General features: G+C 63.9%; 18 protein-coding genes. 11 read left to right on the top strand and 7 right to left on the bottom strand.

Annotated features, from left to right (window positions below; genetic code table 11):
- Window positions 1–22: 22 nt before the first annotated feature.
- Window positions 23–1,165 (bottom strand): hypothetical protein, encoded by a 1,143-nt coding sequence (locus OQE56_RS14450; RefSeq protein WP_267225342.1) that lies wholly within the window; start codon window positions 1,163–1,165, stop codon window positions 23–25.
- Between the two features lie 455 nt (window positions 1,166–1,620).
- Here OQE56_RS14450 and OQE56_RS14445 point away from each other — a divergent pair, with 455 nt between their 5' ends.
- Complete coding sequence (locus tag OQE56_RS14445) at window positions 1,621–2,793, top strand: alpha/beta fold hydrolase (protein ID WP_267225341.1); 1,173 nt, start codon at window positions 1,621–1,623, stop codon at window positions 2,791–2,793.
- Between the two features lie 30 nt (window positions 2,794–2,823).
- Here the strand turns inward: OQE56_RS14445 and OQE56_RS14440 are convergent, their stop codons facing one another.
- Window positions 2,824–3,504 (bottom strand): pyridoxamine 5'-phosphate oxidase family protein, encoded by a 681-nt coding sequence (locus tag OQE56_RS14440; RefSeq protein WP_267225340.1) that lies wholly within the window; start codon window positions 3,502–3,504, stop codon window positions 2,824–2,826.
- A 319-nt stretch (window positions 3,505–3,823) separates the two neighbouring features.
- On the opposite strand from OQE56_RS14440, the gene OQE56_RS14435 reads away from it, so the two are divergent.
- The 3 genes from OQE56_RS14435 to pip all read left to right on the top strand — a co-directional run bounded on the left by OQE56_RS14435 (window position 3,824) and on the right by pip (window position 7,426).
- The gene (locus tag OQE56_RS14435) at window positions 3,824–5,806 is read left to right on the top strand and encodes a serine hydrolase domain-containing protein (protein WP_267225339.1); all 1,983 of its coding nucleotides are present in this window, start codon (window positions 3,824–3,826) and stop codon (window positions 5,804–5,806) included.
- Between the two features lie 3 nt (window positions 5,807–5,809).
- Window positions 5,810–6,187, top strand: coding sequence for an MliC family protein (locus OQE56_RS14430; protein WP_267225338.1), 378 nt, complete (start codon window positions 5,810–5,812; stop codon window positions 6,185–6,187).
- Between the two features lie 285 nt (window positions 6,188–6,472).
- A complete protein-coding gene (gene pip, locus OQE56_RS14425; RefSeq protein WP_267225337.1) occupies window positions 6,473–7,426 on the top strand; it encodes a prolyl aminopeptidase in 954 nt (317 codons plus the stop codon).
- A gap of 179 nt (window positions 7,427–7,605) precedes the next feature.
- Here the strand turns inward: pip and OQE56_RS14420 are convergent, their stop codons facing one another.
- The 5 genes from OQE56_RS14420 to OQE56_RS14400 all read right to left on the bottom strand — a co-directional run bounded on the left by OQE56_RS14420 (window position 7,606) and on the right by OQE56_RS14400 (window position 12,887).
- On the bottom strand, window positions 7,606–7,815 hold the full coding sequence (locus OQE56_RS14420; RefSeq protein ID WP_267225336.1) for a dodecin: 210 nt from the start codon (window positions 7,813–7,815) through the stop codon (window positions 7,606–7,608).
- 195 nt (window positions 7,816–8,010) lie between these two features.
- Window positions 8,011–8,457, bottom strand: coding sequence for a hypothetical protein (locus OQE56_RS14415; protein ID WP_267225335.1), 447 nt, complete (start codon window positions 8,455–8,457; stop codon window positions 8,011–8,013).
- Between the two features lie 160 nt (window positions 8,458–8,617).
- The gene (locus OQE56_RS14410; RefSeq protein WP_267225334.1) at window positions 8,618–9,502 is read right to left on the bottom strand and encodes a ribonuclease H-like domain-containing protein; all 885 of its coding nucleotides are present in this window, start codon (window positions 9,500–9,502) and stop codon (window positions 8,618–8,620) included.
- Entirely contained in the window at window positions 9,499–11,919 is a 2,421-nt protein-coding gene (locus OQE56_RS14405) for a DEAD/DEAH box helicase (RefSeq protein ID WP_267225333.1), read from the bottom strand. Before OQE56_RS14405 ends, OQE56_RS14410 begins: the two co-directional genes overlap by 4 nt.
- Before the next feature lie 65 nt (window positions 11,920–11,984).
- Complete coding sequence (locus tag OQE56_RS14400; protein ID WP_267225332.1) at window positions 11,985–12,887, bottom strand: LysR family transcriptional regulator; 903 nt, start codon at window positions 12,885–12,887, stop codon at window positions 11,985–11,987.
- Between the two features lie 129 nt (window positions 12,888–13,016).
- Here OQE56_RS14400 and OQE56_RS14395 point away from each other — a divergent pair, with 129 nt between their 5' ends.
- From OQE56_RS14395 to OQE56_RS14365, 7 genes are all read left to right on the top strand, one after another.
- On the top strand, window positions 13,017–13,889 hold the full coding sequence (locus tag OQE56_RS14395) for a pirin family protein (RefSeq protein WP_267225331.1): 873 nt from the start codon (window positions 13,017–13,019) through the stop codon (window positions 13,887–13,889).
- A 126-nt stretch (window positions 13,890–14,015) separates the two neighbouring features.
- On the top strand, window positions 14,016–14,654 hold the full coding sequence (locus OQE56_RS14390) for a hydrolase (RefSeq protein WP_267225330.1): 639 nt from the start codon (window positions 14,016–14,018) through the stop codon (window positions 14,652–14,654).
- Window positions 14,655–14,775: 121 nt separating this feature from the next.
- Window positions 14,776–15,441, top strand: a complete 666-nt coding sequence (locus tag OQE56_RS14385; RefSeq protein WP_267225329.1) for a response regulator — start codon at window positions 14,776–14,778, stop codon at window positions 15,439–15,441.
- On the top strand, window positions 15,438–16,838 hold the full coding sequence (locus OQE56_RS14380) for an ATP-binding protein (RefSeq protein WP_267225328.1): 1,401 nt from the start codon (window positions 15,438–15,440) through the stop codon (window positions 16,836–16,838). The genes OQE56_RS14385 and OQE56_RS14380 overlap by 4 nt, the downstream gene beginning before the upstream one ends.
- A gap of 1,190 nt (window positions 16,839–18,028) precedes the next feature.
- A complete protein-coding gene (locus OQE56_RS14375) occupies window positions 18,029–19,375 on the top strand; it encodes a TolC family protein (RefSeq protein ID WP_267225327.1) in 1,347 nt (448 codons plus the stop codon).
- On the top strand, window positions 19,372–20,424 hold the full coding sequence (locus OQE56_RS14370) for an efflux RND transporter periplasmic adaptor subunit (protein ID WP_267225326.1): 1,053 nt from the start codon (window positions 19,372–19,374) through the stop codon (window positions 20,422–20,424). Before OQE56_RS14375 ends, OQE56_RS14370 begins: the two co-directional genes overlap by 4 nt.
- A complete protein-coding gene (locus OQE56_RS14365; protein ID WP_267225325.1) occupies window positions 20,421–23,480 on the top strand; it encodes an efflux RND transporter permease subunit in 3,060 nt (1,019 codons plus the stop codon). Before OQE56_RS14370 ends, OQE56_RS14365 begins: the two co-directional genes overlap by 4 nt.
- Window positions 23,481–23,488 lie beyond the last annotated feature (8 nt).

Genomic DNA, 23,488 nt, shown 5'->3' with positions numbered 1-23,488 from the left:
CCTTGACGCGCGCATGAAGCGATCAACCCTTCGCCGCGGGTGTTTGCGCCTTTGCAATTTGCAGGCAGCTGTTGCGGTAGTCGCGCAGGTTGTCGCGCACGGGATCCAGCTCCATCCAGAAGCCATAGCGCACGGCACCGCCTTTGTCGGCTAGCCACGCGCCCATTGAGCGCGCGGACAGCAGCTGATCCAGCTGCGTCAGCGGGATGGGCTGGGAGAACACCACGGACTGCGCGACTGCCGCGATGCCCATGTGTTCCCGCTCAGTGGCAGGCTGATGGTTGAGCTCGAAGTACGACTGCGTGGCGCGCGCCACGATCTGGCGGGATCGCTCGGCACCGATGGTGTAGTACGCCGTGACCGTGATCCCGTCGGGGCGGCACAACAGGGTGAGGCGATGCTCGCCGTCGCGCGCCATCTGCGTGAGCGAAAGCGAAGCGACTCCGTTCATCGGGCGATTGACCGCCGTGGGAGGAATGCGGCCGTTGTTGGCGAGGTTGTAGCCGAGTACCTGATCGTTGGTGAGCCACGCGACGTCATTGCCTGGCGCGTTGCTGAACACCAGGGGGTTCACGCCCATGTCTTTGAGATAGTCGGCCAGCTTGCCAGTGTTCGGTGAGGCACCGTCAATGGCTTGCACGCCCATGCGATCGTTGCCGGTGGGGGCCCATCGATAGAGTCCGCCGGCGAAAGCAAAGGCGCAGGCATTCACGCAGCTCGACGCTTTCGGAACGACCGGAGAGCGTGCCGTACGCCGGGGCGAGCCCAGATGCGTGGTCATGGCGCCGGATCGAAACAGTCTGCCCAACGCCAGGCCCGCGTCGATGTCGCCGCCCGGCGAATTCAGGTAGATATCGCTGCCTTCCGGAATCTTGTGCGACTTGATCAATGCCTCGACGCGCTGCGGCGCATTGGCGTCGATGGGGCCGTACAGATAAATCTGCGGCACTTTGGCGACGGCCAGCGTCATGCGGTCATCGTTGACCTGGATGGCCAGCTGATCGGCGTTCTGCGTCTGCGTGGCACTCTGCGATGCGCGTGTGCCAGACGTTTGCGCATGCACCGAAAGCGCGGCTGCCGCGCAAGTCACCAGCAACGCACACCACATCACATAGCGCGAGCGCGTGCGGCGCGGGGAAGGGGCTGAAGCGTTCAGGGCTCGCACACGACAGACTCTGGCAAGGTAGGTCGGCCAGTTTGAGCGATCTGTGATGTTGTGCAAGTGAAGCTTGCTGAATGAGCGCAAGAATCTGCATGCACTGAGATCGGCGGCATGGCGTAGGCACACCCGCCGCCGCGACGCTGGCACGTACTGTCTTCGCTGAACAAACCATCGTTCTTGCGATGCTTGCGCAGGCCTTGAGGCAGTGACGGGGGCGCGTCCGGTCGTCCGGCTCGATGTCCGCCGCTTTGTCCGCGGACGCTGTCGTCGGGCAATGAGGCAGCCGTAAGTCATTGACGCAGCGTGATCTGATGGAGCGTCCGGAGGCTGGCACGCGAGTTGCTCTAGACACCAACAAAGGTGCCGCCCCTGCAGGAGTTCAAGGGCCGGCACCACTTCATACCTTCACGGCGTCTGCGGACTCCGGTGGGTGGCCAAACCGATACAGGAGAGTTCCTTTGACCACGCTGCGCACTTCCGCTCTTTTCATGCTGGCACTGGCTGTTGGCGTTACCGCACCTCGAGCATTTGCTGACACGGCACCTCAGGCCGCGCCGGCACCGGACAAGTCGCAGCTGATGTCGCGCGATGAAGTGACCCGCATCCTCGCAAGCAATCGCAAGATCACTACCTCGCAAGGCATCGAAGAGACCATCAAGGTGCGCATCAATGGCATCGATCAGTGGCTGTCGATTCGCGGCAAGGATCGCCGTAATCCGATCCTGCTGTTCCTGCATGGCGGCCCGGCCGCGCCGGCGATGCCGGAGGCCTACACCTTCCAGACGCCGTGGGAGGATTACTTCACCGTCGTGCAATGGGATCAGCGCGGTGCCGGTAAAACCTACCTCGCCAATTCGGAAAAGGCGATGGCGCCGGGCATGACGGTGCAGGGCATGACCGACGATGCAGCGCAGGTGGTGCAGTATCTGCGCGAGCATTACAACAAGCAGAAAATTTTTATCCTCGGCCATTCCTGGGGCACCGTGCTCGGCGTGAACCTGGCACAGCAGCATCCCGATTGGTTCTACGCGTACATTTCCGTGGGTCAGGTGGTGAACGGCCGCCGCAACGAAGAAGTGGGCTACAACTTCGCGCTGACTCAGGCCAGGGCCGAAGGCAACGCCAAAGCGGTGGCCGAGCTGGAAGCGATGGGTCCGTATCCGGGCAACAAGTTGACTCTGGATCGTCTTGGCGTGCGCAGCAAATGGGAGATGTACTACGGCGGTCTGGCCTGGGGCCGCAAGGACTACCAGTTCGACGTCGATGCCGAAGAACTGTCACCCGACTACAGCAAGCAGGATCTCGCCGCGATCGACAAGGGGAGCCTGTTCACGCTGAATCATCTGATGGATCCGTTGCTGGCCGTGAACTTCGATCACACCACGCACTTCAACTGCCCCATCATTGTCTTTGTGGGCGCGCACGACTACACCACGGCGCACGAGCTCACTGAAAAGTGGTTCGACGATATCCAGGCGCCGTCCAAGCACTTCGTCTCGTTTGCCGATTCGGCGCACATGGTGATGCAGGAACAGCCAGGCCGCTTCCTCGCCCACCTGGTGAGCGATGCCTTGCCGCTGGCGCAGAAGGCGGGTGATGTGGCACCCGTGGAAGTTGAGCGCAGTAAGTAAGCCCCATTAGTGACCGGCAGCGCTTCGCGCTCAGCGGAGCCTGCCGGAAGCGACCAGTGCAGCCAGAGGTTCGGGTAGTACGATCGATACCGGAACTTCCGGAGCGGGCTGTGCATCTTTGAGTGTCGCCTGCATGGGTATGACACCTGCCCACACGGGAACATGCGATTCGTCCGCATCCGAAGGATCGCCCGTTCTTGCCTTCACCGTCGCCTCTTCGATATCCATCCACAGCACCGATGTCGCGCGGAGTTCTTTCTCCGTCACCGGACGTAGTGTGTCCCAGCGTTTCGGGAAAAGACCCTCCATAAACAGGCGTAGGGCTTCTTCACGCGCCTCGAGTGACTCCATCACGTGCGCAGTACCAAACAGCATGGCCGATCGGTAATTGACGGCGTGGTTCAACGCGGATCGCGCCAATACATAGCCATCGACCAGACTGCAGGTAACGCAGGCGCGCGCTCCCTCGACCTGCCGCAGGAAGCGGCTACCCACCGAGCCATGCCAATAAAGGCGCTCGCCTTGCCGCCAATGCATGGTTGGGGTGACAAACGGTTCGCCATCGATGACATAGCCGACATGACAGAGTGGGCTGGCGTCCACCACGGCATAGACATCGGCACGCTGGTAACTGCCCAGATGGGGTTCGCGCCTGATGCGGGTTCGATCTGTTTTCGGAAAGCTGTCGGATTCCATGGGCTGTTCGGACATGGCTGCTCTTGAATAGGTGGCGGAGGGCGCAGCTGCTTCACGACTGCATCGTTGCCGAGTGGTATAGGGCACTTCGCATCCCCATTCAGTCAGCTATTCCTTTCTGGTTCCTTCCGAGGGAGATCGGCGTGGCGAACGCGAAAGGCGATGGCGCTTTCACGCCGATTTAGCAGCCCACCGTCGGAACAGCACACACTGGCGCCCCGCATCAGCGCGTGTAGACTTCATGGACCACCAGCGTCACCCGTCATGCGATTAGGCTTCAGCTTCGTGCATGACGGACAGCAGAGCGTTTCCTCCTTCAAGACGAGGTACCTCCATGTGGATGCGATGTGTGTTGTTCCTTGGCTTGCTCGGCCTGGCGATACCGTCGCTGGCGCAGACGGTGCCCGAAGACACCGCGGGTGCCGCGATCAAGGCCGATACGCCGGGGAAGACATCGGCAGGTACCCAGTATGTCGTCCCCACCGAATGGTCCGCGCATATCAGCGGCAATAAGGTGACGCTCGATCCACCCGAGGCGGGTTCGCATGTGGTGCTGATCGACATCAAGGGCGCCGAGGTGGATGACGCGGTGGCCGCTGCCTGGAAAGTCTATGCACCGCCCAAGACCTGGCCATTGCTGCTGGCGACGGATAGTGCGCCGCGTGATGGCTGGGATCAGATTCGCGTCTACGACTACGACACCACGGCCAATGAAAAGCGCCATGTGGTCGCCGTTGCCTATCGTCATGGCAAGCAAGCCACCGTGCTCATCATCGACATGGCCAGTGCGGTGGCCGAGATGCGCCTCTCGCAAACGCGAGCCATCATGGATCGCTTGTTGCCCGTGGGCTACAAGCGCGAAAGTTTCGCGGGCAAGAAGGCCCATCCGCTGGATGCGGGTCGCATCGAAACGCTGAGATCCTTTATCGACAACGCGCGCCAGGCCTATGACGTCCCCGGCGTGGCGATTGGCTTGATCGATCATGACAAGGTGGTGTTTGCCGGTGGGCTCGGCGCGCGTGAAATCGGCAAGCCGGAGCCGGTCGATGCCGACACCTTGTTCATGATCGCCTCCAACACCAAGGCGCTCACCACCTTGATGCTGGCGCGGTTGGTGGACGAGAAAAAGTTCGGCTGGAATACGCCGGTGGCCGATGTGATGCCGTCGTTCAAGCTGGGCAATGCCGCGACCACCAGACAGGTGCTGATTCGCCATCTGATCTGCGCGTGCACCGGCATGCCGCGTCAGGACATGGAGTGGTTGCTCAACAGCCGCGATGCCACGCCGGAGAGCGTGCTGGCAGCCATGTCCGGCATGCAGCCCACCAGCAAGTTCGGCGAGCTGTTCCAGTACTCCAACCTGATGGCGGCGGTCGCCGGATATATCGGCGGGCATGTCCTGTACCCGGACAGGGAACTGGGCCCGGCTTACGACCTGGCGATGCAGAAACAGGTGTTTGACCCGCTAGGCATGCACCTGACCACGTTTGATTTCGATCGCGCGCTGCTGGCCGATCATGCCGCGCCACATGGAGTGAATGTGGACGGCCAAACGGCATTGGCCAGCATGGGCATCAACGACACCATACGTGCGGCAAGGCCTGCGGGTGGCGCGTGGAGCGCGGTGAGCGACATGCTTCGTTACGTGCAGATGGAGCTGAGCAACGGACTGCTGCCGGACGGCAAACGCTATCTCTCGAAACAGGCACTGCTGGAGCGCCGCAAACCCAATGTCGCGCTTGGCGCCGCGGCGACGTATGGCATGGGCCTGATCGTCGATCGCACGTGGGGCGTGCCGGTGGTACATCACGGCGGCGACCTTTCCGGGTTTCACTCGGACATGATCTGGCTACCGGAGCAGGGCGTAGGTGCGGTGATTCTCACCAATGCCGATGCGGGGGTGTTCATTCGGGGGCCGTTCCAGCGCCGTCTGTTGGAAGTGCTGTTTGATGGCAAGCCCATCGCGCAGAGCCAGATAGATGCGGGCGTCAAACGGTACAAGGCGGAGCTGGCTGCCGAACGCAAACGGCTTACCGTTCCGGCCGATGCCGCCGAGGTGGCCAAGCTTGCCGAAAACTATCGCAACCCGGCTGTCGGCAGCATCCAGGTGGAGCGCCACGGCACCGCTACCACCTTCAACTTCGGCGCGTGGCATAGCGAAGTGGCGTCGCGCAAGAACGACGACGGCTCCGTCTCCTTCATGACCATCTCGCCCGGTGACGATGGTCTGGAGTTTGTGGTCTCCGGTTCGCCGGACAGCCGCAAACTGGTGTTACGCGACGAGCAGCACGAATACGTCTATGACGAGGTGAAGTAACTCATGAAGAAGATGCGTAGCGTGGCTGCCAATCTTTTGCGCGGTGTCGCGTTGTTGTGCGCCCCTGTAGCCATGGCGGCGGCACCGTTGACAGTGACCAAGGTGCAGGTGGAGGCGCCGATGTTGCGGGCGTATCAGTGCGAGGGCGGCAAATCGTTGCAGGTGACCTATTGGAACAGCCGCGACGGTCAGAGCTTTGCGCTGGTGCCGGTGGACGGCAAGGCGATGTTGTTCGTCAACACCATGGCCGCCTCCGGCGTGAAGTACATGGCGGATCGTTACACGTGGTGGACCAAGGGCGATCACGGCGACCTGTACGACATGACGGCCGGGCCGGATGCAAAACTGGTCGTGGCGGGGTGCTCGGCTGTCGCCAAGTAATTTGAAGCGCAACGCACGAAGCAGGGCCCTTTTGAAAGCCCTTGTTTCACGTCTTGATGTGCCCGTATAAATCCCTCACCGTCATCCCAGCGAAAGCTGGGATCCAGTGCCTTTAAGCGCCACAAGAAACCGAAAGTCACTGGATGACCAGCCTTCGGCTGTTGTGAAGCGCTTCCAGCTTTCGCTGGGATGACGGTGACGCATTGATGAGAGCGCGTTGAGCATTTGAGCGGGCTCTAAGAGTCCGTCTTCATAGTCCGACGATGTCACAAGAGGAGCAGCCCCGTGCGCGAGCAATACCCCGAGATCGAACCGTTTCGCACCCACCGGCTCAAAGTGGACGACCTCCACGAGCTGTACATCGAGGAATGCGGCAATCCGCATGGCCTCCCGGTGGTGTTCCTGCACGGCGGACCGGGTGCGGGGTTGTCTGCGTTCCACCGGCGCTTCTTTGATCCCGCGCGATACCACATCGTGTTGTTCGATCAGCGTGGTGCGGGCAAGTCGACGCCGCATGCGGAGCTGAAAGACAACACCACGTGGCATCTCGTGGCGGATATTGAAGCGATCCGCGAGCATCTGGAGATCGAGCGCTGGGCCGTGTTCGGCGGTTCGTGGGGTTCGACGCTGGCGCTGGCCTACGCACAGGCGCATCCGGAGCGCGTACTGGGGCTGGTGCTGCGCGGCATCTTCCTGGGGCGGCCGCCGGAACTGCGTTGGTTCAACGAGCTCGACGGTGGCGCCTCGCAGATCTTTCCCGAGCGCTGGGCGCGTTATCTCGCTCACATCCCGGTAGAAGAACAGGACGATCTGGTCGAAGCGTACTGGCGGCGCCTGGACAGCGATGACCAGGCGGTGCGTCTTGCCGCCGCCATGGCGTGGGGCAACTGGGAAGGTGGCAGCACCACCTTGCTGCACGACCCGGACGAGCCGGGCAACTTCGAAAATCCCCACGTGGCCATCAGCGTGGCGCGGGCGGAAGCGCATTATTTCCGCCACAAGATTTTTCTGGAGCCGAACCAGCTATTGCGGGACATCGACCGCGTTCGCGCCATCCCGGCTGCCATCGTGCATGGCCGCTACGACATCATCTGCCCGGTAAAGAGCGCGTGCGATCTGGCGGCGGCGTGGCCGGAGGCGAAGCTGCACATTGTGCTGGCTGGCCATAGCGCCGCCGACCCGGCGATCGTCGACGCGCTGGTACAGGCGACCGACGCGCTTGCCGATCGCTACTGTTGATGAGCTGACGTCATAACTCGGTCGGGTGTTGGCTCAGAGCTCCAAGAAGCCAAAACCTTGCTCGTCATTCCCGCGAAAGCGGGAATCCAGCGCCTCTGCTCTTTGGAGTTAAAAGTCGCTGGATTCCCGCTTTCGCGGGAATGACGAACTTCAGAGGCCGCTGAGTTGGCAACGTACTTCTAGCCTTCGAGCGTGAAGCCGATCTTCAACGTCACCTGCCAGTAAGCCACCTTGCCGTTTTCGACATGCCCGCGTGTCTCGATCACGTGGAACCAGCGGATGTCGCGAATGGTTTTCGAGGCGCGCTCGATGGCGGCCCTGATCGCATCATCGCTGCTTACTTTCGAGGAACCGGTAAGTTCCACCGACTTGTAGACGTGCTCGGACATGGGCGTGACCTCTGGATGGGCTGGCAGAGCGTGTGTCGTCACCCGCCTCGCCGGGCCGGGGACCTCCACGCACTCCATACCTGTGCTCGCCAACGGGATGTGAAGGTTGGCGACGCGCGAGGCCAGATCGGACGCAAAGAAAGAGCCCGGCTCACGCCGGGCTCTGTTCAACCGCGCTTACGTTAGCGGTTTGCCTTACTGGCCATCATCGTCTTCGTAACGCACCGGTTGCGGGGCGCCATACACGACGGTGCGAGTGACCACAGGGGCGCTCTCGTAGTAGACGGTGGTCGGCTGACGATAGACCACGGTCGGCGGCGGCGGCGGCGGCGCGTAATACACGGGCGCCGGTGGCGGAGCCATGGCGTTCTCGACGAGGCCTGCCACGGCACCCACCACAAGGGCGCCGGCGATCCAGCGGCCGCCGCTCCAGTGGCCTTCGCGGTGCCCGCCATCGCGGCGCCAGTCCTCATGGCGCCAGCCATCATGGTCGCGATAGTCGCGGTCATGATCCCAGCCATGACGGTAGCCGTCATGATCCCAACCATCGTGGTCGTGCGCCGACGCCGCCATGGGCGCCGCCACCAGAGCAGCTACTGCAAAACCCATCAACATGCGACTAACTACTGCGCGCTTGGTCATGACACACCTCCGTGAACGTGGGCGTGATGCTGTGATTCCGGCGCTTAATGCGGACTGAAATTTTTTCGGCCGGATCGCATGGCAAATACCTGGCGTTCAGCGCTTTCGAAGTGTTACTAAGCAAGCTGTAAGGAACCTTGAAAACAAGGGGTTTTACTGGTCACTTCTGCTTGCGCCGGACTGACGTTTTCGACGTGTCCCAGAGCAGTGACGTGCTCTGCGTCACAAGATGGCCGAGGATGCCGCCGAGGCTTCGCAGGTCCTGGCTGTTGTGGCGCGCCACGCGATGCAGCGGCTCTGCCGAACCGCCACGCAGAAAGCCCAGCCATGCGGCGGGTGCTTCCGCGCCCGGCAGATCGTCTTCGCGCACCACTTGCAGCAGTTGCCGCTCGGCAGTGGCGAGGCGGCAGTTTTCCCACACGCCGCGCCATTGGCGGCGTACGGGATGCAGCAAGTCGATATGGGAAAGGCCGTTGAGCGGGCAAGCACGCTGGTGCATGCGAAAGCGCGTCTTGAGCAGTGGCGAGTCGTACGACTTGCCGTTGTAACTGACCAGCACCGAGTCCGGCCGCAGCCACGACGCGAAGCAATCGAGCATGGCGCCCTCAGCGGCCAGTGTGGTGATCAACAGTTGCCGCTCGCGAAAACGCCCCTCGTGCCAGTCGGCCACGCCAATCATGAAGGCGCGCGTGCCGGTGCCGCCGGCGAGCCCGGTGGTTTCAGTGTCGAACAGCAGCAACCGTTCGGGTGCGATCACCTCATCGAGTCGCGCAAACGCGGCGTGGAACGTCGAGGGCGATGGCGGCCATGCGCTGCTGGTTTCGGAAAGCTGCAGGCCGGGGGCGATGGTCTGGCCGGGTAGCGAGGCAGACTCTTGCCGTTGCGGGCGCTGCGGTGCGTTTTGCGCACGCCGGCGGATACCGAGTAGCTGACTGATGTTGTCAGGCAGTGCAGGGCGTTCGCGCTTCGCTACGGCCACCGGTGCTGGCGGCACGACACCGGCTTGTCTGCGCAGTCCGCGCAATTTGTCGGCAAGCGCGCTCATAACGCGATGATCAGGTCGAGCACGCGCGTGGCGAGCGACTTCAGCGAGTGTTCGTTCTGCTCATCGGCTGCAAGTACCGGGCCGACGCAGGCGGGGCAGCCGGCGCGGCAGTCGCAGCGGTGCACCAGTTCGCGGGCCAGTCGCACCAGATCTTCGCGCCGCTCGAACAAGGGTGCGCTCAGCCCCACGCCGCCGGGAAAGGCGTCGTAGAGATAAAGCGTCGGAATGAACGGGCCCAGCGTCGCCGCCTCGCCTTCGCCAAAGCCCGAGCGGATCTGCGCGCGGCCGTTCACATCCGGCGTGGCGAACCATGCGCCGTCGCCGCTGCCGACCGCCTTCTGCAGGTCGCGTGCCTCGGCCATCACGGCCACGGTGGCGACGATATGCAGGGCGTGGGCGGCGGCGAGGAAGCCATCGAGCGCCTGCTGGCGATGGTCAAAGGCCTGATCCAGCGCACGTTGCGGCAGTTGCCACCACACGGCGGTGGTGTGCAGTTCGAGGTCCGGAAGATTCACCGGCCCGTAGCCGATGTTCTCGTGCGTGTAGTAGCGGATCTTCTTGTAACCCGCGACCCGGCGGGCCACGTGCACCTCGCCGTGGTGCGCACTGCCGCTGCCGGCCGGCGAGCCGTCAAAGGCTTCCAGCACCTTCAGCTTGGTGTAATCGATGGCGTCGGTGTAGTAGTCCACATGCGTGCGCGTGACGTACGCCTTGCGGCCGTTCCAGTCCAGCCGTTCCACCTGATAAGGCACCGACTGGATCATGTGGATCGCACCTTCGTACAGCGTGAGCGAGGCGGCGCTGAAATCCACTTCCGCCACAATGGTCTGGCGCCCGTCGGTGCGGTCCACCACCACAAAGTTGCCGTCGGCCACCGAGCGCAGCGACACCGCATTGGCCGGGTAGCTGTCGGCGATCCACTCAAAACGCTCGCCCTCCTGATGCAGTACGCCTTCTTCGGACAACACCTGCAGCCAGGGTGTGGCGTCTTGCGGGCCGAACAGTTCGCCGTCCTTGAACGGCAGCTCGAACGCAGCGCAGCGGATATGGTCCAGCAGGATCAAGGGTTGGTCGGGCGCGATGCGCGCGTGTTCCGGCGGTGCGCCCTGGAAGAACTCCGGGTGACGCACCAGGTATTGGTCGAGCGGATCGCTGCTCGCCACCAGCACGCCCAGCGAGGCCTGCTGACGGCGGCCGGCGCGGCCAAAGCGCTGCCACGTCGCCGCCACGCTGCCGGGGTAGCCGTTGAGCACCACCACATCCAGTGCGCCGATATCCACGCCGAGCTCAAGCGCGGAGGTGCTGACGATCCCGTCCACGTGTCCCGCGCGCATCTCGCGCTCGGCGGCGCGGCGCTCGGTGGGCAGATAACCGCCACGATAGGCGCGGATGCGCGGTGGCTTGCGCGGATCGCTGTCGAACACGTCCTTCAAGTACTTGGTGAGCACCTCCACCATCAGCCGCGATTGGGCGAACACCAATGTCTTCAAGCCCGCGCGAATGGCGGTGCGAGCGATGCGGTTCGACTGTGAGCGTGCGGAGGCGCGCAAGCCAAGGTCCGGGTTCACCACCGGCGGATTCCACAGCAACACATGCTTCTCGCCCACCGGCGCGCCGCTTTCGGTGATGGCGGTGACCGGCTGCTCGATGAGGGCGCTCGCATGCTCGGCCGGGTTACCGATCGTGGCCGAGCAAAGAATGAATTGCGGCGACACGCCATAGAACGCACACACACGCTGTAGCCGGCGCAGCACATTGGCCACGTGCGAGCCGAATACACCGCGATAGGTGTGCACTTCATCGATCACCACATAGCGCAGGTTCTCGAAGAACTGCGCCCATTTGGTGTGATGCGGCAGGATCGCCTGATGCAGCATGTCCGGATTGCTCACCACGATATCGCCATGCAGACGAATCGCTTGCCGCGCATCGCCCGGCGTGTCGCCATCAAAGGTGAAGGCCTTCACGCCCAGTGCTCCGGCCTGATTGAGCTCCAGCAACTCGGCCACCTGATCCTGCGCCAGCGCCTTGGTGGGAAACAGGTACAGCGCCTTGGCCTGTTGGCGGATGGCAGCGCTGATCACCGGCAGCGTGTAGCACAGCGACTTGCCCGAGGCCGTGGGTGTGGCAATCACCACGTGTTCGCCCGCCGCGGTGGCATTCCACGCCTGCGCCTGATGCGCGTAGAGCTGATGAATGCCGCGGCTGCGCAAGGCGTCCGCGAGTGCCGGCGGCATATCGCCGGGGAGCGGGGCGAACTGACCTTCGCGTCCGGGCAGCACAAACGATCCGGTAATGCGGTCGCCATAGCGCTTGGTCAGCTGCCGGGCCAGCTGGTCGCCGCCGGAGACGGGCGCCGATAACGCGCCGTCCTGACGCACGGCGCGCTGGGCGAGGGGATTGGGCAAGGCATTCATGGGCGCGCTCCGTCCGGGAACGGCATTGCACCCGTGGGCTGTCTCAATCGTTGAGACAGTGGCGCCTAGTCATCTGCTGCCTGCATGCGCTGCGCAAGGAAATCGATCAGCGCGCGCACCGCCGGCAGCAGTCCACGCCGCGACGGAAACACCGCGTGCACGATGCCAACCTTCGGCGACCAGCCAGGCAGCAATTCCACCAGCTCGCCCTGTTTCAGTGCATCGCTCACCACCATGCTGGGCAGCTGGCAGACCCCGACGCCGCGTATGACCGCCGAACGCAGCGCTATGAGGTCGTCGGTAACCAGCCGCGGTGTGTGATGCAGCGCGGCCTGTGCCTGCGCCGGGCCGGTGAGTTCCCACACGTGGATGCCGCTGGGTGGGCAGGTGTCCACCGTGGGAAAGCGATGCAGGTCGGCCGGTACCTGCGGTGCGCCCAGTTGCTCGATCAACAAGGGGCTCGCCACCAGTCGCCAGCTGCGTTCGGCGAACACGCGCAGCACCAGCTCGCTGTCCTCCAGCGGTGGCGGGCGGGCGCGAATGGCCAGGTCGAAACCTTCGGCAATCACATCCACTCGGCGGTTGGTGCTTTCCAGCAGCAGCGTCACCTTGGGGTGCAGAAGCATGAACTCCGCCAGCATGTCGCCGACGCGCGCGTGCAGCAGCGCCACCGGGCAGCTGAGCCGCACCACGCCTTGCGGCTCCGCGCGGCGCGTTTCGATGGCCTCGTCCGCCGCGGCCGCCTCCACCAGCATGGCCTGACAGTGCCGGTAGAACTCCTGCCCGATCTCGGTCACCGAAAAGTGCCGCGACGAACGCTGGATCAGGCGCACGCCGAGCTGCTCCTCCAGCAGGGCAAGCCGCCGGCTCAGCTTGGACTTGGGTACGTGCAGCGCTCGGCTGGCGGGCGCAAAGCCGCCGTGCTCGACCACCTGGGCGAAGTAATACAGGTCGTTGAGATCGCGCATGGCGGGCGCCTCATCGTTCTATAGATAGAACGCTAAGGATAAATCTTGCTGGCTACCGGCACCATCGTTCCAAGCTTATCGTTGCTCCCAACACCGGTGGCCACCCTGGCCACCTCACGGGAGAAGCTTATGAAGAAGGTGCTTGGTATCTACAGCGCGCCCCATGGCCACTGGGTGGGCGACGGGTTTCCGGTGCGCTCGCTGTTCTCTTACGACACCCACGGCGACCACCTGAGTCCGTTCCTGTTGCTGGACCATGCCGGCCCCGCGCCGTTCAAGCCGGCAAGTCAGCCGCGTGGCGTGGGTCAGCATCCGCACCGGGGTTTTGAAACCGTCACCATCGTCTACGAGGGCGAGGTGGAACACCGCGACTCCACCGGCGCCGGCGGCAAGATCGGCCCGGGCGACGTGCAATGGATGACGGCGGCCTCGGGCATCCTGCACGAGGAATTTCATTCACGCGACTTCACCCGCACCGGTGGCACGCTCGACATGGTGCAGCTGTGGGTGAATCTGCCCGCGAAGGACAAGATGAGCGCGCCGCGCTATCAGACCCTGTTGAATCGCGACATTCCCGATGTCGCGTTGCCGGGTGGCGCGGGTCAGTTGCGCGTCATCGCAGGCGACTACGACGGCCATCGCGGCCCCGCGCAAACCTTCACGCCTGTCGATGTGTGGGATATCCGTCTGCGCGAGCGTCATGAGCTCCGCTTGCCGGTGGCCGCCGGCCGTACGGCGGCGCTGGTGGTCCTGCGTGGCACGGTGCTGGTCAATGGCCAGCAGGTGGCGCGCGATGGGCAGCTGGTGACCTTCGAGCGCGACGGTACGGATCTGAAGATCGAAGCCAATACCGATGCCACCTTGCTGCTGCTGAGCGGCGAACCACTCAACGAGCCCATCGTTGGCCGTGGTCCGTTCGTGATGAACACGATGGAGGAAATCCACCAGGCCATCGCCGATTTCAGCAACGGCCGTTTTGGCCAGATAGCACCGAATCACTAAAAAAGAACGACACGGCAGCGCGCTTGCGCTGCCGTCACGAAGTGTTCGATTCCGAACGCATGTATCCGGCACTGCCCCGCTTGTGTAGTCACCACTTCATTCCGCACTCACTCCGAGGACCATCCCATGGCAAGCGAACCCATCCGTGATCCCGTCAAGGATCAGTTGCTCACCCCGCAGAACGCCGCCTTCATCGTCATCGACTATCAGCCGGTGCAGGTGAATTCCATCGCTTCGATGGACCGGCAGTTGCTGGTCAACAACATCGTCGGCGCATCCCGGGCCGCTGTTGTTTATGGATTGCCGATCGTGCATTCCACCGTCAACGTGAAGACCGGCCTCAACAAACCGCCGATTCCCCAGTTGCGCAAGGTGCTGGATACGTTTCCCACCTACGACCGCACCAGCATCAACTCGTGGGAGGACGTGGAGTTCCGCAAGGCAGTGGAAGCTACCGGCCGCAAGAAGCTGATCATGACGGCGCTGTGGACCGAGGCCTGCCTGACGTTCCCCGCGCTGGACGCCTTGAAGGAAGGCTACGAGGTCTATGTGGTGGCCGACGCCGTGGGCGGCACCTCGACAACGGCTCATGAGATGGCCTTGCGCCGCATCGAGCAGGCCGGCGGCAAGATGATCAGCGTGGCCCAGCTGTTCTGCGAGCTGCAGCGCGACTGGAAGCGTTCGGAAACCGTGCCGGCCTTCATCAATCTGTTCATCGAAACCGGTGGCACGGCGGGCATCCAGTTCGCCTACGACAAGGACTGACCGCCGCCGGCGCGCCCCTCTCCCTCGGGAGAGGGGATGGCGCCAATTAAGTGTTTCATAAGTCACCTGACGGATAATCTCCCTGGTCATTGCCGCCCCTGGCGACGGGAGCCTCAGGTTCGTGCACATCCTTCTGGTCGAAGACGACGCGCAGCTCGGAGCCGCCATCCAGCGCGCGCTTGAGCGGTTGAGCTACACGGTGTCGTGGTTGCGCGACGGCCGCGAGGCGCTGATGGCTATGCGCGACCGCACCGCCGATCTCGTGCTGCTGGATCTCGGCCTGCCCGGCCGCGATGGCATCGAGGTACTGGTGGAGGCGCGGCGCGCCCATGTGGAAACGCCGGTGCTGGTGATGACCGCGCGCGATGGGCTCTCTGCCCGCATCGACGGGCTCGATGCCGGCGCCGACGATTACCTGGTGAAGCCCTTTCACGTGGATGAGCTGGCGGCGCGTATCCGCTCGCTGACCCGCCGCATGCGGGGGATGGCGGTCAACCGTATCGACGTGGGGGCGCTGAGCCTGGACGTGGGTACCTCCGAAGTCACCTTTCGCGGCGAGCCGGTGGAACTCACCCGCCGCGAATTCGCCTTGCTGCAGGCGCTGATGGAAAGCGCCGGCAAGCTGGTGCGCCGCGAAAGCCTGGAGAATTCGCTCTACGGTCTGGACCACGTCGTGGGCAACAACGCGCTGGAAGTGCTGGTGCACGCGCTGCGCCGCAAGCTGAGCTTTGAAACCATCCGCAACGTACGCGGCTTCGGCTACATGATTCCGCGGGATCCGAAGTGAGCGCGGCCAGCCTGCGCGCCCGCCTGCGCTGGTTGATCCTTGGCGTCATCGCGCTGGTGCTGCTGCCGCTGGGCGTGTACAGCCTCCGGCGCACCATCACCGAGGTGAGTGAGCTGTCCGATGGCCGCCTCGCGCAATCGGCGCGAACGCTGCAAACCCTGATCGGCAACATGGGCCTGCCGGCGCTGCAACAGCATGGCGCCGAGTCCGGTGTGGTGGTGCCGATCACCGCCAAGGCGGCGCAGGAACTGGTGATGCACGGTCACACCTATGAATCCGAGGTGGGTTTCCAGGTATTCGATCGCGATGGCCGGCCGCTGCTGGTCACCGGCAATCTCACCGATCTGCCGCCACCCAAAGCAGGGCACGCCGGTTTCAAGAATGAGCAGGTCGGCGAATACCGCTGGCGCCTGTTCACCTTGCCGCCGACGCCCGATGGCGTGGTGGTGCGTGCCGCCGAGCGCTACGACAGCCGCACCGACATCACCAAGGCACTCTGGCTGGAGCATGCCCTGCCGCCATTGATCGCATTGCCGGTGCTGGCGTTGTTGGTGGGCTGGGCGGTGCGGCGCGGGCTCAAACCGTTGGATGCGCTGGCGTCGCTGCTGTCCCAGCGCAAACCCGGCAGCCATGAAACGCTACAGATCGACCATGCCCCGCGCGAGCTGGAGCCCGTGCTGGCTGCGCTCAACGGCCAGTTCGCCCAGCTGGAAGAAGCGCTGGAACGCGAGCGGCGCTTCAGCGCGGATGTGGCCCACGAACTGCGCACACCGCTGGCCTCCACCATGATCAATCTGGAAAACGCCGAAGCCAGCCGCGACACGCAGGAGGCCGATGTGGCGCTGGCCGGTGCGCGCGAAAGCCTGGCGGCATTGGCGCGGCGCGTGGAGCAGTTGCTTTCGCTGGCCCGTCTGGAAGCGAGTTCGCGCGCGGACCAGCGCGTGGATATCGACCTGCTCGCGGTGGCCCGCTCGGTCATCGAAGAGTTGTCGCCGCTGATTGCCGACAGCGACGTCGAGCTGGATGTCGCGCTCGCCCAGGGCCAGCTGATCGTGCGTGGTCACGAGGTGGCGCTGGCCGCATTACTGCGCAATCTGTTGGAGAACGCTTTGCGTCACGTGCCCTCGGGTGGCCGCGTGCAACTTTCGATCGGGCCCGAGGCGGATCAGGCAGTGATCGATGTGATCGATAACGGCGAAGGTATTCCGCCGGAGCGGCGGGCAGCGGTGTTTGCGCGTTTTCATCGCGAGAGCAGTAGCCGTGGCGAAGGCTATGGTCTGGGGCTTTCCATCGTGCAGCGGGCGGCGCAGTTGCATGATGCTTCCATTGAATTGCTTGATTCGCCGTATGGGCGGGGCTTGCGGGTGCGGGTGTGTGTGCCGCTGGGGCGGGGGTGAGTTTTTCTGTTGTGAATACGTCTGGCTATCGACGTCGGCTATAACTTCTGAGCGGCTTCTTCGTTATCCACGCGAAGGCCAGCTAACGGTGCGGCGTCCGGGCTCTTAGCTCCCTCTCCCCTCCGGGGAGAGGGTTGGGGTGAGGGGCGGGTGCTCGCGGTAGCGTTTCTATCCCTCACCGTCATCCCTGCGAAAGCAGGGATCCAGTGACTTTGCTCTTCTGCGGTGATGTAGCGCTTCTGCGACCGGGCTCGCCTGCGGCGGGCTTCCGACCTCCTGCCGGAGGCCGGGTCACTTTTCTTTGCTTGCCCAAAGAAAAGTAACCAAAAGAAAAGGCACCCCGCTTGGCGCTTGCCGGGCCTTATGGCCCGGCAAGTCCGTGAGGGTCGGCCGGGCTTTTCGACAGGGCATCCTGCCCTGACGAAAAGTGCCTGGCATCCATGCCAGGCACCCCTGCGGGGCCTGATCGTCCAATCCTCACCGCCGCACAGGGGCCCCTCAGATCAAAAGCACACGGCTCGTGCCGCTGGCGCGGCACATCGCACTGGGCGAAGCCGGATCAATGTTCAACGTACTCGCTTGCCTTGTGGCTTTGGCTTCGGATGGTGGCTTTGGTTTTGCCCTTTGCTTCTGGCGCGCGTCGCGCGCCGCTCCGGCTCTGGCATTCGCTCTTGACCTCCGGGCCCCTATGGCGCGGCGGGCGGGTGGAGGAATAGCCCGCAGGGTGGCCGGCATGGATGCCGGCCAGTTTTTCGTCAGGGCAGGAAGCCCTGTCGAAAAACCCCGTAACCCGCACGCGCACCCGAAGGGCGCGCCATCGGGGTGGCCTTTCTCTTGGTTACTTCTCTTTGGCCACGCAAAGAGAAGTGACCCGGCCTCCGGCAGGAGGTCGGAAGCCCGCCGCAGGCGAGCCAGGTCGCGGGAACGTCAAAAGGAGCGAAAGAACATAAGGTGAGGGATAGAAACATCACCGCGAGCACCCGCCCCTCACCCCAACCCTCTCCCCGGCGGGGAGAGGGAGCTAAGAGCGTGCAAGCCTCACGCCTGCCCCAACCCTCTCCCCGCAGGGGAGAGGGAGTCAAAGGCCTACAAACCAGCGCAACACCTCCACAAAGTTAACGCTAAGCCAGTTCCGCTAGCGTGTGCACTCCCCCACCGTGTACGGACTGTCGGTGCTACCAGTGTCTGCCATGCGTACTTACAGAAAGCCCGCGCGTATCAGCCGGGCCGCGATCGTGCTGATCGGCGCCTGCCTTGCCGGCTGCGCTACGTATCACGCCAAGCCCTTGCCCGAGCAGGCGTCGTCGGCGTCATCGCTGTCGCAGCTGCGCGGTTATGACGCCGCGGTGCAACCGCTCGATATGGCGGCGGTCGAGCGGCTGGTGCTGCTCAACAACCCGGATCTGAAGACCCAGCGCGCCCGCCACGAGCTGGCTCAGGCCCAGCGCCGGCAGGACACCGTGCTGCCCAATCCAGTGGTGGGTGCCAGTGCCGGTTACCTGCTGTCGGGTGTGGGCGACGCCACTGCCTGGACGGCGTCCATCAGCCAGGACATCACCTCGCTGATTACTCTCAAGCCACGCCGCGAGGCCGCCAAGGCAGCCGCGGACGAGGTCGATGCGGGACTGTTGTGGGAGCAATGGCAAACGCTGGGCAAGGCGCGCCTGCTGGTAATCGATCTGGTGCAGATCGATCGTCAGATGGCTCTGCAACAGCAGGCGCTGGATGTGCTGGCGCAGCGTGAGTCGCGCATCATCAGCGCCGTGGGCGCAGGCAACGTGGAACGTGTCACGGCCGCGCCTGACCTTGCCGCCGCCGCGGATGCGCGCGCAACGCTCAACGATCTGCAGCGCCGCCGCCTGGATTCGCAGCAACAGCTGGCGGCATTGATGGGCCTGAAGCCCGATGTGGTGGTGCCGCTGGCCTCGCCGCTGCCGCCCGCCAACCTTGATGCGGCATCGATACGCGAGCAGGCCGACACGATCAGTCGCCGCCGCCCCGACATGGTGGCGCTGCAGCTTGGCTATCGCGCGCAGGATGCCAGCCTTCGCGCGGCGGTGCTGGCGCAGTTCCCGCCGTTGTCGATCGGTTACAACGCATCGCAGGACAACAGCCGCGTGCGCAATGGCGGCCCCGCGGTGCAGTTCTCGCTACCCATCTTCGATCGCAACCAGGGCAATGTTGGTATCGCCAGCGCTTCGCGCGATCAGTTGCATCAGGAATACACCACGCGCCTCGCCACCTCGCGCGACGAAGTCGATGCGTTGCTGACGCAATACGCGCAGCTCGATACGCAACGACAGGCCATGCTGCCGGCCGCCGACGATGCGCAACATGTCGCCGCGCAGGCACAGCGTGCCTCGCAAAACGGTTTGATCGATTTGCGTACGCATGCCGACCTGCAGGTCGCCGCGATCAATCGCCAGATGGCTTTGATCGCCACCGAGCAGGCCATGTTGGAACAGCAGGCCGCATTGGACCTGCTGGTAGGCCGCGATATGCCCACTTCACTTGACCAGGATGTGATTGCGCCATGATGTTCCGACTGCCATGGATTGTTGCTGCGTTGGCCGCGCTGGCTCTGGCGGCGTGCTCGAGCGGCGAAGCGCCGGAGGAGAACGCCGTGAGCGCCGCCGTTACCACCGTCGCGCCGCAGCAGGGCAGCCTGCCCGAAACGGTGGTGGCGTATGGCACCGCCGGCCCGGCTGCCGATGCAGCGCAGGTGTTGAACGTGCAGGCCTCTGGGCGCGTCATGCGCTGGAACGTGACGGCCGGTGCTTCGGTGAAACGCGGCCAGTCGCTGCTGACGTTTGCGCTGGCGCCTTCCGCGGTGGCTGCGTACGAGCAGGCCGTGAGCGCGCAGAAAGTGGCCGAGGCGCAGCGTGCTCATACCGCACAGTTGCTGTCGGAACAGTTGGCGACGCGCGACCAGATGGAACAGGCGGAAAAAGCGCTGAAGGATGCGCAGAGCAATCTAGATGCGTTGGTGCAGCAGCAAGGCCGCAGCGCCAGCATGGACATCACCGCGCCATTTGATGGCACGGTGGTTACCGTCGATGCTGCGCAGGGCGATGTATTGCAACCCGGCGCGCCGCTGCTTTCCATCCAGCGTGGTGATGGCCTGGTGGTGACGGGCGGTATCGAGCGTGCAGCGATGGGACGCGTGCAGGTGGGTGCCAAAGTCAGCCTGGTGCCGCTGGATGGCAGTGCGCCGATGCATGGCACGGTGCGCCGCGTGGCGCGGGCGCTCAATCCTCATACGCATCAGCTGGATGTGGAATTGGTGCCTGACGGCCCGCTGGTGAACGGCGAAGGTTTCCGCGCGGAAATCATCGTGGGCCAATGGCAGGGCTGGTTGTTGCCGCGCGACGCGCTGCAGGGTGATGAGTCGGATCGTTACGTATTCCAGGTAGCCGACGGCAAAGCCGTGCGCGTGCCGGTGAAAGTGTTGGGCGAGTCCGACAGCATCAGCGTCGCCAGCGGCAAGCTGGACGCGAAGCATCCGCTGGTGACCGAGGGCGCGACCCAGCTCGATGACGGCATGGCGGTGCGCACCGCGGCAGAGGCGGCGGATAACAAGCCATGAGTATGCCGTCGTTTCTCGCGAGGCACGCGCGTGCCATCGTTATTGTGGCGTTCGCGCTCGCGCTGGCGGGGTTGGCCAGTTCGTTTACCTTGCCGGTGGGTCTGTTCCCGCAGGTGTCGTTTCCGCGTGTCGTGGTGGATCTGGATGCGGGCGACCGCCCCGCCGACCAGACCGCATTGCTGCTGACGCGCCCGGTGGAAGAAGCCATCCGCACGGTACCTGGCGTCGCGAACGTGCGTTCGGAAACCACGCGCGGTTCGGCGCAGATCTCGGTCGACTTCGGCTGGGGCCGCGACATGATCGCGTCCACCCTGCAGGTGGATTCGGCCATCGCGCGCGTGTTGCCCAGCCTGCCGGCGGGCGCTTCGTACAACGTGCGGCGCATGGACCCCACGGTCTTTCCGATCATCTCCTATGCGCTGCAGTCAGACACCATGTCACCGGTGGCGCTGCGCGATCTGGCGCAGTACCAGATCGTGCCGTTGCTGGCGTCGGTGGAGGGCCTGGCACGTGTCGATGTGCAGGGCGGCGAGACCGCCGAAGTGCAGGTCGAAGCCGATCCCCACAAGCTCACGCAATACGGCCTGAGCATGGACGATCTGGTGAGCGCGGTAGCCGGTGCCAACCAGCTGGAAGCCGTGGGACGTCTGCAGGATCGCAATCAGCTCTATCTGGTGGTGGCCGATCACTCGCTGAAGCGGCTCGATGCGATCCGTCAGATTGTCGTGAAAAACGATCCACATGGATGGGTACGTTTGTCCGATGTGGCCACCGTGCACGATGGCTATGTGCCTCAGTGGGTCAAGGTAAGCGAAGACGGCAAGCCTGCCGTGTTGTTCAATGTTTACGAGCAACCCGATGGCAACGCGGTACAGATCGCCGCTCAGGTGCGCGAGAAACTCGCGGGCTACCGTCTGTCGGTCGGCGTCAAACTGAAAAACTGGTACGACCAGAGCGAGTTGGTAGTGGAGTCCGCGCACAGCGTGCGCGATGCGGTACTGATTGGTCTGGTGCTGGCGGCGGCGGTGCTGCTGCTGTTCCTGCGTAATCTGCGCGTTACGCTGATCGCCATGCTGGTGGTGCCGCTCACGCTGGCGATCACCGCACTGATGCTGCAAGTGTTCGGCATGAGCTTCAACATCATGACGCTGGGCGGCATCGCTGCTGCGGTCGGTCTGGTGATCGACGATGTGATCGTGATGGTGGAGCACGTGGCACGCCGTGCCGGTGCGGAAGAGGGCGGCGGCGCCGAGGCCGTGCTGCCGGCGGCGCGCGAGTTTCTGCAGCCGCTTACGGGTTCGAGCCTCGCCACGTTGATCGTCTTCGTGCCGCTCGGGCTGTTGAGCGGTGTGACGGGTGCGTTCTCCAAGGCGCTCTCCATCACCATGGCCAGCGCACTCGCGGTGTCGTGGCTGGTCGCGGCGTTTGTGGTGCCGCCGCTGTTGCGCCGCTGGGTGAATTTTCGCCACTGGCACGATCCCGGGCTGGATCATGAGAAATGGCTGTCGCGCGTGCATGGACGTCTGTATGACGGTCTGGCACGTCGGCCGGCGTGGTTGCTGGTGGTGGTCATTCCCTTGTTGATTCTGGGTGGCGTGGCTTATACGCGCGTAGCCACCGGTTTCATGCCTTCGGTGGATGAAAGCGGCTTCGTGATGGACTACTACACCAAACCCGGCACCTCGCTGCCGGAGACAGCGCGCCAGATCGCGCAGGTGGAAGCGATCCTGCATGCCATGCCCGAGGTGGATACGTTCTCCCGCCGTCTCGGTACGGGTCTGGGTGGCGACCTGGGCCAGTCGTATCACGGTGACTTCTTCGTGCGCCTCAAGCCAAACCACGAGCGCGCCACGGAAGAGGTGATGAGCGACGTGCGCGCGCATATCGAGCATGACGTGCCCGGCGTGGAAGTCGAGCTGGCCCAGCTGATGGAGGATCTGATCGGCGACCTGACCGCCGTGCCGCAGCCCATCGAAATCAAGCTGTATGCCGCCGATCCGCGTCAGCTGGTGCCGCAGGCGCAAAAAGTGGCCAAGGCTATTGCGGATATTCCCGGTGTGGTGGAAATCAAGGACGGCGTGCAGCTTGCGGGCGATGCGCTGAATATCCAGGTGGATGCCGACAAGGCCACGCTTGAAGGCATGACCGTGGCTACCGTCACGCAGGCGGTGAACACCGCGCTGCAAGGCGTAGTGGCCACGCAGTTGCCGCAGGCCACCAAGAGTGTCGGCGTGCGTGTGCGCATGCCCGACTCCATGCAGTGGCGACTGCCGCAATTGCAGGAGCTGCCGATCCGCGCGCCGGACGGCCATGTGTTTCCGCTGAGCCGCGTGGCCACCATCACCACCGAGAACGGGCAGCCGCAGATCTCCCGCGAAAACCTGCAGCAGATGGTGGCGGTCACCGCGCGCATCGAAGGCCGTGGCATGGGTGCGGCGGTGGCCGACGTGAAGAAGCTGCTGGCGAAACCGGGCATGCTCGATGCCGATATGCGCTACGAGCTGGGTGGTTTGTACCAGCAACAGCAGATCGCCTTCCTTGGCCTCAGCAAAGTGTTTCTGATGGCGTTGGTGGCGGAGTTTGTGCTGTTGCTGTTCCTGTACGGCCGGCCCGGCCTCGCCGTCATCGTGATGGGTTGCTCGCTGTTCTCCGCCACGGCGGTGTTCATTGCGCTGTGGCTGTGCGGCGTGGACCTCAACATCACCGCCATGATGGGCATGACCATGATCATTGGCATGGGCACGGAAATGGCCATCTTCTACGTGTCCGAGTACGTGTCGCTGGCCCGGGTCATGCCGCCTGAGAAGGCCTTGCTCGTGGCCAGCCGCGACCGACTGCGGCCGATCACCATGACCACGCTGGCGGCCATCCTCACCCTGTTGCCGCTGGCATTGGCGCTGGGCGCGGGCGCGGGCATCCAGCAGCCGTTGGCCATCGCCATCATTGCCGGCCTGACCCTGCAGTACCCACTGGTCTTGCTGGTGATGCCGACCCTGATCGGACTGGTGCAGGGGCACGTGCGTCACCCCGATGGCCATCGGGCAGCCGCCGGTTAACATAGCGT

Source organism: Dyella silvae (genome assembly GCF_026421305.1).
Lineage (GTDB): Bacteria > Pseudomonadota > Gammaproteobacteria > Xanthomonadales > Rhodanobacteraceae > Dyella > Dyella silvae.
The sequence above is the reverse complement of the archived record's forward strand: the minus strand, read 5'-3'. Positions and strand labels throughout refer to the sequence as shown.